Annotated in this window: 7 protein-coding genes and 1 tRNA gene; 7 read left to right on the forward strand and 1 reads right to left on the reverse strand. The window is 48.1% G+C overall.

Translation table 11 applies throughout. From position 1 onward, the window contains the following. Window positions 1-137: 137 nt before the first annotated feature. A tRNA-Met gene (locus AC5RDV_RS07305) sits at window positions 138-211 on the reverse strand. A gap of 278 nt (window positions 212-489) precedes the next feature. Here AC5RDV_RS07305 and AC5RDV_RS07310 point away from each other — a divergent pair. From AC5RDV_RS07310 to AC5RDV_RS07340, 7 genes are all read left to right on the forward strand, one after another. Beyond that, the gene (locus AC5RDV_RS07310) at window positions 490-2,391 is read left to right on the forward strand and encodes an LptF/LptG family permease (protein WP_282747953.1); all 1,902 of its coding nucleotides are present in this window, start codon (window positions 490-492) and stop codon (window positions 2,389-2,391) included. 14 nt (window positions 2,392-2,405) lie between these two features. Continuing rightward, the gene (locus tag AC5RDV_RS07315; RefSeq protein ID WP_282747952.1) at window positions 2,406-3,620 is read left to right on the forward strand and encodes a bifunctional 3,4-dihydroxy-2-butanone-4-phosphate synthase/GTP cyclohydrolase II; all 1,215 of its coding nucleotides are present in this window, start codon (window positions 2,406-2,408) and stop codon (window positions 3,618-3,620) included. A 25-nt stretch (window positions 3,621-3,645) separates the two neighbouring features. Beyond that, window positions 3,646-4,359, forward strand: a complete 714-nt coding sequence (locus AC5RDV_RS07320) for a Bax inhibitor-1/YccA family protein (protein ID WP_008628386.1) — start codon at window positions 3,646-3,648, stop codon at window positions 4,357-4,359. A 137-nt stretch (window positions 4,360-4,496) separates the two neighbouring features. Next, window positions 4,497-5,690: a pyridoxal phosphate-dependent aminotransferase gene (locus tag AC5RDV_RS07325; protein WP_021981455.1), complete on the forward strand. Its 1,194-nt coding sequence runs from the start codon at window positions 4,497-4,499 to the stop codon at window positions 5,688-5,690. Window positions 5,691-5,827: 137 nt separating this feature from the next. After that, window positions 5,828-8,431, forward strand: coding sequence for a zinc-dependent metalloprotease (locus AC5RDV_RS07330; protein WP_282747951.1), 2,604 nt, complete (start codon window positions 5,828-5,830; stop codon window positions 8,429-8,431). Window positions 8,432-8,451: 20 nt separating this feature from the next. Beyond that, a complete protein-coding gene (locus AC5RDV_RS07335) occupies window positions 8,452-11,709 on the forward strand; it encodes a SusC/RagA family TonB-linked outer membrane protein (protein WP_282747950.1) in 3,258 nt (1,085 codons plus the stop codon). A 15-nt stretch (window positions 11,710-11,724) separates the two neighbouring features. Beyond that, window positions 11,725-13,065, forward strand: coding sequence for a RagB/SusD family nutrient uptake outer membrane protein (locus AC5RDV_RS07340; RefSeq protein ID WP_282747949.1), 1,341 nt, complete (start codon window positions 11,725-11,727; stop codon window positions 13,063-13,065). Window positions 13,066-13,099 lie beyond the last annotated feature (34 nt).

Here is a 13,099-nt window from a genome sequence, read left to right on the forward strand (position 1 = left end):
AATACTGTATTACCTTACGATTTCATTGATTATCCGTTATTTATCGGGAAAACCATGCAAAATCTGTGCAAATACCCATAAAAATAAAAAAAGCACTCAAGAGTGGAAGCCTCTCAAATGCCCATAAACTTTAGAAGTAGCGGGACCCGGGATTGAACCGGGGACCTCATGATTATGAATCATGCGCTCTAACCAGCTGAGCTATCCCGCCATCCTTGCGTTTGCGGTTGCAAAGGTACGCATTATTTTCATTTCACCAAAAGAAAATTCTACTTTTTTTCATTTTATCTTCAAAGAGCCTTTTAAAAAGCACTTTGTACAGTCAGATTCCATTCTGTTTTCTCTCAGCACAGTAAAGTTTAACCCACTTGTAGGAGCCACCGAAAAGTCTCTTTTATAGAACACTGTTCCATAAAAACATCTAAAATATAAGGCTACAATATTTTTTTATACTAACTTTGTCCGTTAATTCGTACGAACAACAATGGGATGAAGTTCATTAAGAAAATAGACATATTCGTATTCAAAGCCTATTCTTTGCTCTTCGTTGGCACGTTTTTCATCTGCCTTTTCATTTTCCTGATGCAATTCATGTGGCGATACGTGGACGAGCTCATCGGGAAAGGTTTGACATTGGACGTCCTCGCACACTTCTTTTATTATGCCAGCCTGACACTCATCCCCATGTCCTTACCTTTGGCCATTCTTTTAGCCTCGCTCATTACTTTCGGTAACCTCGGCGAGCGTTTCGAACTGCTTTCCATGAAAGCTGCCGGCATTCCGCTCGTCCGCATACTGCAGCCCATTATCATCTTTAATATCCTACTTTGTATCGGTTCATTTTATTTCCAGAACATAACCGGCCCGGAAGCCCAAAAGAAGTTTTATACGCTCATCTATTCCATGAAACAAAAATCGCCTGAACTGGAAATCCCGGAAGGTATTTTCTACAGTGAGATTCCTGGATATAACATTTTCGTGGAGAAGAAAGGAAAGGAAAACGGTATGCTCTACGGAGTCATGATTTATAGTACGACCGACGGGTATGAAGATGCACAAATCGTATTGGCCGACTCCGCAGAACTCAAAACGACGGCTGACGAAAAGCATCTTATGCTGACGATGTACGCCGGAGAACGTTTTCGTAACATGCAAGCCCAAGGCAACATGATGGCTCGTGCCAACGTGCCTTACATGAGGGAGACATTCATCCAAGAAACCGACCTGATTCCGTTCGACAACAATTTCAACATGATGGATGCCAACGTATTCAGCGGAAGCGCACAAACCAAAAATTTGCGGGAGATTGAAACCGGACTCGATTCTTTGGCACATAAAAGCGACAGTATCGGCCGCTCGCTTTTTGCCTATTTGCAGAATACGACTTATCGGAGGAAAGTAAACATAGCCTCACAAGACTCCGTCAAGATAGCCCGCCAGACGTTGAACTTCGACACCTTATACAGCAAACTGACCGTCAGCCAACAACAGGGCGTATTACGGAACGCCATGCAAAAAAGTACGATAGCCACTAACGAATATGAATTTCGCGGTTTGATTTCGAAAGATATAGACCAGTCCACCCGGACACACTGGGTGGAATGGCACAAGAAGTTCACACTCTCATTAGCCTGCCTGTTCTTCTTCTTTATCGGTGCCCCTCTTGGAGCCATCATCCGTAAAGGTGGTTTGGGTGTACCGGTTGTCATATCCGTCACCATTTTCATCTTCTATTATATCATCAACGTGTCAGGAGAGAAAATGGCAAAAAGCGGGGAATGGATTCCTTGGTTCGGCGAATGGCTTAGCTCCATGGTACTCTGCCCTATCGGCATTTTCCTGACTTACAAAGCCAATAAAGACTCGGCCGTATTCAATATCGAAGCATATATCAATGTGATACGCAAGATTCTGGGACTCCGCATATCCCGTCATATCGCCCGTAAAGAAGTCATCATACACGACCCGGATTATCCCGTTGTAAAAACGGAACTCACGGCCTTGTCGCAAGAATGGCAAGCATACGCACAAAAGAGCAGGTTACGTCTGCCGCCCAACTACCTGCACATTTTCTTCCATAATATAGATGACCATGAGGTTATCAGCCTGAGCCGAAAAATGGAAAACCTCATCACCATACTGTCCAACAGCTGGGACGCGGCAATCTTGGATGCCCTGAACAAGCTTCCTATCGTGCCTACACATGCACATACGCGCCCCTTCCATAATTATAAATGGAATATGGTGTTAGGCATCATATTCCCTGTGGGCATATTCTTTTATTTCCGAATCTGGCGATACAGGTTGCGTCTTTACAAGGATATACAACAAATAAAAAAATACAGCGCGTTTATCGCCAAACGAATCGAGAAAATATCAGAAATCGAATAAAACATCATAAAGTCATGGATACATTTAAACTGAACACAATAGAAGAAGCCATTGCCGACTTCAAAGAAGGCAAGTTCATAATAGTAGTGGATGACGAAGACCGTGAGAATGAAGGCGACTTCATCACGGCTGCGGAAATGATTACGCCTGAAAAAGTAAATTTCATGCTTCAGGAAGGAAGAGGCGTGCTCTGTGCACCGATTACCATTTCACGTAGTGAAGAACTGGACTTACCTCATCAGGTCAGCACCAATACTTCTATCTTAGGAACCCCTTTCACCATAACCATAGACAAACTGGAAGGCTGTACCACCGGGGTTTCCGCACATGACAGGGCCGCCACCATCCGCGCATTGGCCGACCCGTCTTCCCGCCCGGAAACCTTTGGCCGCCCGGGACATATCAACCCGCTGTATGCGCAAGACAAAGGCGTACTGCGCCGTGCCGGACATACAGAAGCCGCTGTCGACCTGGCACGTCTGGCCGGCCTGCAACCGGCTGCCGCCCTCATCGAAATCCTGAACCCGGACGGTACCATGGCCCGCATGCCTGAATTACAAAAGGTGTCCACACGCTTCGGAATCAAAATCATAGCCATACGCGACTTGATTGCCTATCGGCTCAAACAGGAATCGATGGTGGAACGAGGCCCGGAAGTAGACATGCCTACCGACTACGGGCACTTCCGCGACATCACTTTCCGCCAGATCAGCAACGGACTGGAACACGTGGCGCTTATCAAAGGAGAATGGGAACCGGACGAACCGATTTTAGTGCGTGTACATTCCTCGTGCGTCACCGGAGACATATTCGGCAGCCAGCGTTGTGATTGCGGAGCACAACTCCACAAAGCCATGCGCATGGTAGAAGAAGCAGGAAAGGGCGTTATCCTCTACATGAACCAGGAAGGGCGCGGCATAGGTCTTTTCAACAAGATGAAAGCCTATAAATTGCAAGAAGAAGGTATGGACACCGTAGATGCCAACGTACATCTCGGTTTCTTGCCCGATGAACGCGAATACGGCGTCGGAGCTCAAATCCTGCATGAATTGGGCGTACATAAAATGCGCCTGTTGACGAACAATCCGGTCAAACGTGTAGGTTTGGAGGCCTACGGACTCGAAATCGTGGAAAATGTTCCCATCGAAGTTCCGGTCACCCCTTACGACGAAAAATACATGCGAACCAAAAAAGAACGCATGGGACACACATTGCATTTCAATAAATAACCCTACTCTCAACAACAACGACATAATGGAAACTAAAAACATATATGCTTATAACCCGGAAGAGACGGTACAGGCTTCCGTGTTTTCCAAACTCATGCGCAATGTCTATCGGTGGATGACATTCGCTTTGGCCATTACCGGACTGACAGCCGCATGCGTGGCAGGCAATGCCACACTGATGCAATTCATATTGGGGAATCAGGCCGTTTTCCTCGGACTTATCATTGCCGAACTCGTCGTAGCCTTTACCCTGATAGGCCGTGTCAGCAAGTTGTCATTCACCAACGCCTCTCTATTGTTTATTCTGTATTCCATCCTTACCGGTGTTACTCTGTCTACCATTTTTCTGGTATACGAAATAGGTTCCATCGCCTCTACTTTCTTTGTCACGGCCGGCACATTCGGAACCATGTCCTTAGTAGGATATTTCACTCATAAAGACTTAAGCAAAATGGGAACATATCTCATCATGGCACTTATCGGACTTATCATCGCGACCATTGCGAACTGGTTTATAGCCAGCACTACGCTCGACTGGGGCATCACGTATGCCCTTGTACTCGTTTTTGTCGGACTGACGGCATACGACACCCAGAAAATCAAGGCCATGTTGCGTGAACACGGAATGGGACTGGACGAAAGCACGCAAAAGTTGGCTTTAATGGGTAGTTTCACTTTGTATCTGGATTTCCTGAATTTGTTTCTCCAACTGCTGAAAATCCTTGGAAAAAGAAAATAACAGCAGGGAATAAGATTGATTTTACACCAAAAAGTCACCTTTTTCATCGAAAAGGAGTTAAAAGTGTAGCACATATCCGCAGAATTGCCTAACTTTGCAACATCAAGCCACGAGAATCAATAAATTAAGAAACATATATGAATCAACTATCAGACCGTTTGAACAGACTTTCTCCCTCTGCAACTTTAGCTATGTCTCAAAAAAGCAGCGAGCTGAAAGCACAAGGTGTAGATGTAATCAATTTAAGTGTCGGCGAACCGGATTTCAACACCCCGGACCATATCAAAGCGGCTGCCATCAAAGCCGTAGAAGAGAATTATTCACGCTATTCTCCCGTACCGGGCTATCCCGCACTGCGCGAAGCCATCTCTGCCAAGCTGAAAAACGAAAACGGCTTGGACTATGCACCGGCACAGATTCTTTGCTCCAACGGCGCCAAACAATCTGTATGTAATGCCATCATGGCATTGGTCAATGCCGGCGATGAGGTGATCATTCCGGCTCCTTATTGGGTCAGCTATCCCCAAATGGTCAAATTGGCCGAAGGAGAACCCGTCATTGTAGAAGCGGGCATAGAACAAGATTTCAAGATTACACCCGAACAGCTGGAAGCGGCCATCACGCCGAAAACACGTGCGTTGATTCTCTGCTCTCCCAGCAATCCTACGGGTTCGGTATATTCCAAAGAAGAGTTGGCCGGTCTGGCTCGCGTCCTCGCACGACATGAACGCGTGATTGTCATTGCCGACGAGATTTACGAGCACATCAATTATATCGGCAAACATGAAAGCATCGCCCAGTTCGCGGAAATAAAAGACCGCGTAGTCATCGTCAACGGAGTATCGAAAGCATACGCCATGACGGGATGGAGAATCGGTTTCATTGCTGCTCCCGAATGGATTGTAAAAGGCTGTAACAAGCTACAGGGCCAGTACACTAGCGGTCCTTGTTCCGTTTCGCAAAAGGCAGCCGAAGCCGCTTATACGGGTTCACAACAGTGCGTAGAAGATATGCGCCAGGCTTTTGAACGCCGTAAAAACCTGATTGTCAAATTGGCTAAAGAAATCCCCGGATTGGAGGTGAACAGCCCGGAAGGCGCATTCTATCTGTTCCCCAAATGCAGCTCGTATTTCGGTAAGAAAGACGGTGAACGTGTAATCAACAACTCCACCGATTTTGCCATGTACCTGCTTGAGGTGGGTCATGTGGCTACAGTGGGCGGTGACGCTTTCGGCTCTCCCGAATGTTTCCGCATGAGCTATGCCACCAGTGACGAAAACATTGTCGAGGCCATGAAACGGATTAAAGAAACTCTGGCCCGTCTGAGATAAAAAGAAGTACGTCTTTAAATAATCTAATGCAAAGTATCTCGTCGGAAAACACTGTCGGGGTACTTTTCTTTTTGCACAAAAAATGAATAGTATTTTGGATTAAGACATAATTATAAGTATTATATAGAACACAAGGAATGAGAAAAAACATAATATGGATAAGCCTGTTTTCTTTCGCTATGACCACGATAGCGGAATCTTCTATTGCATCTGCAAATACAGGCATTTTTCCCCTTCTGGCAAAAAACAGAAAGAAAGCAGAGCCCAAAGACTCGGTTGCATCTGATTATAAAAAGCTGACAGGAAGAGACTCGGTTGCCCTCAAAGGAATTGCCAATATCATAAAGAAAAACGGCAGTTTCTATCTGGAATTCCCGACCCGACTGTTAGGACGTGAATTTCTGGTTACCAACCGCTTGCAGAAAGTGCCTTTGGAATTGAACGAGGCCGGAGTGAACAAAGGCATCAATTATGAGAATCAAACCGTCACTTTCGAATGGCAACGCGAAGGGAAGAAATTATGTATCCGCCAACAACGTCTCACTCCTGAAGTTCCTGCGACGGATGCTTTAGCCTCATCTGTAGCGGACAACTATATCAACCCGCTTATTGCCAGTTTGAAAATAGAGGCCGTAGCACCGGACTCCAGTACAGTGGTGGTCAAAATAGACGAGTTGTTCAATGGGAAACAGACCGGTCTTAATGATGTATTCAACAATATCAATCTTGGCACATCCGCTAATTCCGACCTTTCGCGCATTCTGGACATCAAAGCATTTGAAAGCAATATCACGGCCACTTCGGAACTGACTACCATCGTAAGGGAAGGCATGAGTAAAGTAAACGTGACCGTAGTGGTCAGTTCATCACTCAGCCTTTTGCCTGAAATCCCGATGAGAGGACGCAAAGAGAGCAAAAAGGTCGGATATTTCACGAGCCACCGCCTCAGCTATTCCGACCGCCAACAAGAACTTGAAACCCGCCACTACATCACGCGTTGGCGTTTGGAGCCAACAGACGAAGCGGCTTATTTACGCGGTGAGTTGACCTCCCCGAAGAAACCGATTACATTCTATATCGACCCGGCTACGCCGAAGCAACTGCGTCCCTATATCCGTAAGGGTATTTTGGATTGGAACACGGCTTTTGAACAAGCCGGTTTCAAAGATGCCGTACGGGTGGAGGAATATACCGACAGTATGGCAGCAGAAGGAGACGATTTGAAATATTCCTTGTTCACCTACGCTGCCTCGGAAAAATCCAATGCCATGGGGCCGTCGGTCATCGACCCACGTACAGGCGAAATCATCGAAGCCGACATCATCTGGTGGCACAACGTCGTATCTTTATTGCGCGAATGGATTGTCATACAGACCGGTGCTGTCAATCCGGCCGTACGGAACCCGGAACTGCCCGACAGCCTGATGGGAGATGCAGCCCGTTTCGTGGCTTGCCATGAAGTTGGACATTCTTTGGGTCTCAAGCATAACATGATTGCATCCTGGGCCTACCCGACCGACTCCTTGCGTTCCCCCGGATTCATGTCACGGGTCGGAGGCACGGCATCTTCCATCATGGACTATGCCCGCTTCAACTATGTGGCCCAACCGGAAGACCACGTACCTTACGTCTCCCCACACATCGGTCCCTACGACCGCTTTGCCATCGAATGGGGATACCGTTGGTATCCGGACGAGGAAACGGAAAAAAGACAGCTCCGTGCACTGTTGGACAGCCATACGGAGAAAATATACAAATATGGAGAGGAACAATCGGCACGCGAAGCGGTGGATCCCCGTTCCCTCAGCGAAGATTTGGGCGACGACGCCATGAAATCGGCAGGCTACGGTATAGAGAACCTGAAACGTATCGTTCCGGATATCGTCAAATGGACCACCACCGGAGAAGAAGGGCAGACCTATAAAGACGCGGCCAAGCTTTACGCCGGAGCCGTCTTCCAATGGGGTCTATATCCTTATCATGTCATGGCCAATGTAGGTGGAATCTATTTGGAAAATACGGAAGTCGGTGACGGCCAAAAGACTTATACTTTTGTGGAAAAGGAAAAGCAGAAAGAAGCCGTACAATTCCTAATCGATCAGTATATCACCTATCCGGCTTGGTTGTTCGACACCTCTATCTCGGACTATACCTATATATTAAAAGAGACTCCGCTCGGCACATTGGAACAAAGCCCTAACGCCATGTACAAGAACACGCTGAACTACTTGTTGTGGGACTTGCTGGACAACAAACGTATGGTTCGCATGTTTGAAAATGAATTCCAGAACGGCGAGAAAGCCTTTACCCCCGTGGAAATGGTAGGCATGTTGCACAAACACATCTTCAAGCCCACCATAGCCGGACAAAAACTCGACGTAATGACCCGAAATCTGCAAAAGTCGTTCGTCGATGCACTCATCACGGCTGCCGCCGAAGAGGAAGGTGTGAAAATCAACAAACGCCTCCACGCCCCCCTGCCGGCTTTGAATACCACGGCCTTACCCTGTGCCCACGGATGCTCTTCTGCCATGAACGGCGATAATCGCAATGCCCGCCTCATCGACATGTATAGTACGCAAATCAACCGTGTCAGCGACGCTATCAGTGTCAAACGCGGAGAATTGATGAGCATCCTGCAATTGCTGAAAAACAAACGAAACATTTCCGACCCCGCCACCCGTTTCCATTACGAGGACATGATCCTGCGTATCCAAACGGCACTTGGGTTGACTAAATAAAAACAACGAAAGGAATGAATATGAGAAGAATTGAATGTATCCTCTTGTGTCTGTTCATCGGGATTCTGTCCATGGCGGCACAGACCCGCACCGTCACCGGCTCTGTCTTCGACAAGGCAGACAACCAACCGGTTATCGGTGCCACCATAGCGGTCATGAGCGCACAAGGTACTGTGGCGCATGGCACGACAACCGACTTGGACGGTAAGTTCAAACTGGAAGTACCCTCAGGAACCCAAAACCTGACTTGCCGATTCATGGGTTATACAACGGCCACGATTCATCTTCAGGCCGGAAAAGACAACTATACAGTCTACATGGAAAATGATTCCAAACAGCTGAATGAACTGGTCGTCACGGGTTATCAGGCCATTGACCGCCGCAAGCTGACCTCGGCCGTCACAACGATAAAGATGTCCGATGAGATTATCGGTGGAGTCAACAACATAGACCAGGCTTTGGCCGGACAGATTGCCGGACTGTCCAGCGTGACCTCTTCCGGCTCACCCGGCGCACCGGTCAAGTTACGTATCCGCGGTACGTCCTCCATCAACGGGACGCAAGACCCGCTCTGGGTGCTCGACGGCATTCCATTGGAGGGCACAGACATCCCGTCCATGGAAGATTTACAAGACATAGACAACATCTATCAGACTTCCATCGCAGGTATTAACCCACAGGACATTGAAAGCATCACGGTACTGAAGGATGCAGCAGCCACGGCCATTTATGGTGCCCGGGCCGCAAACGGCGTGATAGTTATCACCACCAAAAAAGGGAAAGCAGGCAAGCCACAAATCAACTTCTCCATGAAGTTAACGTACAACCCCAAGACAGACATAGACCGCCTCAACCTTTTGAACTCAGATGAAAAGGTTGACCTTGAATTAGGCCTGTTGCAGTCCGATTATACCTACCGCGAAAACAAAGGCGACGTAGCCCGCATCATTGCAGGCTACGGGCTGACCGATGCCTACAAGGCCGGAGGATGGAACGCCCTCTCGCCCGAGGCACAGGCCGACATCAATGCCCTGCGGGCTGTCAATACGGATTGGAACGACATCCTCTTCCGGGACGTGTTCAACCAAGAATACAACGTAAGCCTGTCCGGCGGTTCGGAAAAGGCCACCTACTACTCCGCCTTAGGCTACTATGTGGAACAAGGCAATGTGGAAAGCGTAAAGAACGACCGCTTCAACCTGACGCTGAAAACCGACTACCGCATCAACAACAAACTGAAAGTGGGTGCCTCCGTATTTGCCAACCGCCGCAAACAAAGGTCGTACCTGACCTACGGTGATGGGTTCACTAATCCTGTTTATTATTCACGCATCGCCAACCCCTACCTGCGCCCGTTCGATGATGAAGGGGATTATATCTATGATGTCAACGTACAACATAGCAAAGGCGACATCGTATCAGACTTCAACATTTTCGAGGAACGCGCCAACACATCCAACATCAACACAACGACATCTTTAATGTCCATCTTCGACGCAGAACTCAAACTGGACGAACATTTTAAAATTACGTCCCAATTCGGTTTGCAATGGGACGAAGGCACTATCGAAAAATATGCCGGGGAAAACAGCTACGCCATGCGACGGGAGAAAGAACAAAACACATATTCTTACAGCGATGGCAAACGTACCTTCCTTCCCGATGGAGGAAGCAACAAAATTACGGACAGCCACCAAACCCAATGGACATGGAAAGCCATGGCCGAATATGACAACCGTTTCAAGGATATCCATGAATTGGAAGTGATGTTGGGTACGGAAATCCGTCATAATGAATACAAATCCTTGTTTTCTGCCGCATACGGATATGATAACCGGACACTGACTTCCGTACCAGTCATATTCCCCACGGAAAACTCGGCAGAAGCCCTGCCTCTTCATACCGAAACATTCACAGAAAATGCATTCGTCTCATGGTTTGCCACCGGTTCCTATACGCTACTCCACCGCTACACACTCGGAGGAAGCATCCGCTTTGACGGATCGGATATTTTCGGTGTAGCAAAGAAGTACCGTTACCTTCCGCTCTATTCCGTCAGCGGATTATGGCGTATCAGCGACGAACCGTTCATGAAGAATGTCACGGCCATAGACAATTTGGGCCTCCGTGCATCATACGGTCTGCAGGGTAACATTGACAAGAACACTTCCCCTTATCTTATCGGAAAATATGTGCAAGCCACTATTCTGCCGAACAACCCTGAAGATGCATTGCGTCCGCAGAATGCTCCTAACCCTGACTTGCGTTGGGAAAAGACACAAAACGTGAATGTCGGAATGGACTTGTCACTTTGGGACAATGCCATCTCATTGAGCGTGGACTACTATTATCGTAAAGGGACAGACCTTATCGGCATGCGTATGCTGCCCTTGGAAACCGGTTATTCTTCCACCACGGTCAACTGGGCCAGCATGGAGAACCAAGGCGTGGAAGTGGCTTTGACCACACGGAACATCCACACCAAAGATTTCACATGGTTCACCAATCTGAATTTCGGTTTCAACGACAATACTGTCTTACAGGAAACCGTAGCCGAAAACTCCACCACGCCGAGCCGCGAAGGTTACCCGGTGGGAGCCATCTTCGCTTACAAGACCACCGGACTGGACGATGAAGGCTACCCCTTATACCTTACAAAAGACGGGCAAAAGCTTTCTGCTAAAGACTTTTTCCAACTTAATAACGCCGGTGCCAGTTCTCTGAGCGCAGAAGAACAACGTAACCTGTTGACCTACATGGGCAGCACTGACCCGAAAGTTTCTGGCGGATTCACGAATACATTCAAATACCAACGCGTGACATTGAGCGTCAACTGTATCTTCAACTTCGGGATGCACGTGCAGACCACGCCAAGCTACAGCCTGACCACTTATGACCGCGGTCTGAACACAAACCGCGACATCTTGGACCGTTGGACACCGGATAACCCTGACGGGAAGTTCCCGAGGCTCATCAACAGCAGCGACAGGCCGGAGGAATATTCTTTTTATGACAACTATCCCATCCTGAACAATTTGGATATTTACGTCAAGAAACAGAACTACTTCCGTTTCCAAAGCATCCGCCTTGCTTACGACCTGCCTACACGTTGGTTGAAGCCTATCGGAGTGAAAAGTGCGTCTGTATCGTTGGAAGGACGTGACCTTTGGGTCATCGCCAGCAACTATCATAATTATCTTGACCCGGAAACGATGGGGAATCCGTACGCCTCCCCCATCCCTAAAAGTTTCATCTTCGGACTTAACGTGAATTTTTAATTAGGAGAATGAACAATGAAGAATAAATGTTTTAACATAGTGTGGCTCATAGCCATCTTACTTTCATTCACAGCTTGTAACGACTTCCTTGACATCCAACCCGTCGGCAAGGTCATGCCCAAAACCGGGCAAGAGTTTCGCGACTTGCTCACCGAAGCCTATTCAGCCATCCCCTCAGACCGCGGTATGGCCACATTCCGAAGCGATGAGTTAACCTTGGAAGGTGAACAAAACCAAGAATCACTAAACTCCTATCTGGATATTTGGTGTTGGAATGATGTCGCCCCCGACCAAACCACACTTTCGTTCGGTTGGCAAAGATACTATTACGTAAACTATATTGCCAATTCCGTCATAGAAAACAAAGACAATATCACTGAAGCTACACAAGCCGAACGCAACCAACTGGCCGGAGAAGCCTATATGTTACGCGCTTACATGCACTTCATTTTGGTGAACCTCTACGCAGCCCCTTACACACATTGTAATCCGGCAGCCACCAAAGGCATCCCGTTGAAACTGAACAGCGATGTCCGCGAAGTGCTGTCGCGCAATACCGTGGCAGAGGTCTATGCCTCCATCTTGTCTGACATAAACGAGGCCGAAAAACTGCTCAACGTAGAGAATTGGCCAGAAGGCGAGACCTACCGGTTCAACACGCTTTCGGCCAACGCTTTCCGCGCCCGAGTGTATTTGTACATGGGAGACTGGGCTAACGCCTATGACTATGCGACAGATGTCGTGAACAGGCATGGTGAATTGGAAGACCTCACCACATCCTCCACATTGCCCAACCACTACCAGTCTGTGGAAGCCATCCTTTCCATGGAACGCCTTTTCATTGCCTCGTCCCTCGGAGTGGGATACGTGAATCCGGAATTGATGTCCCTTTACCGTAGCGGTGACATGCGCCGAAGCAAATTCTACCGGCAGATTTCCGCCAGTGCGACAGAAGTTCTCAAAGCCGGAACCAATGAGTTCCGCTGCACATTCCGCTCTGCCGAGTTCTACCTGACCGCCGCAGAAGCCGCCTTGGAACTGAACGACATGGACAATGCCCGCCATTACCTGACGGAACTGATGAAGAAACGTTACCTTGCAGCCATCTACCCCACATACGAGACGGAAGTCCTGGCCATGACACAAGATGAGTTGCGGGAAGAAATCTACAACGAACGTTTCCGCGAACTGGCTTTCGAAGGCCATCGTTGGTTTGACCTGCGTCGTACCACTCGCCAGGAACTGACCAAGACCTATAAGGGAGAAACTTACGTATTGCAAAAGGATGACTCACGCTATACGTTACGTATCCCCTCCGAAGCCATTGCAGCCAATCCGGGACTGGAGGAAGAGTAACCTCCTCCCGGACCCAATATGACAATACTTAATA

This window comes from Paraprevotella sp., assembly GCF_986071375.1.

Bases quoted from the DNA above. Each gene is read 5' to 3' on its own strand.
- AC5RDV_RS07325 (WP_021981455.1), top strand. From the start codon at position 4,497: ATGAATCAACTATCAGACCGTTTGAACAGACTTTCTCCCTCTGCAACT.
- AC5RDV_RS07320 (WP_008628386.1), top strand. From the start codon at position 3,646: ATGGAAACTAAAAACATATATGCTTATAACCCGGAAGAGACGGTACAG.
- AC5RDV_RS07310 (WP_282747953.1), top strand. From the start codon at position 490: ATGAAGTTCATTAAGAAAATAGACATATTCGTATTCAAAGCCTATTCT.
- AC5RDV_RS07335 (WP_282747950.1), top strand. From the start codon at position 8,452: ATGAGAAGAATTGAATGTATCCTCTTGTGTCTGTTCATCGGGATTCTG.
- AC5RDV_RS07315 (WP_282747952.1), top strand. From the start codon at position 2,406: ATGGATACATTTAAACTGAACACAATAGAAGAAGCCATTGCCGACTTC.
- AC5RDV_RS07330 (WP_282747951.1), top strand. From the start codon at position 5,828: ATGAGAAAAAACATAATATGGATAAGCCTGTTTTCTTTCGCTATGACC.
- AC5RDV_RS07340 (WP_282747949.1), top strand. From the start codon at position 11,725: ATGAAGAATAAATGTTTTAACATAGTGTGGCTCATAGCCATCTTACTT.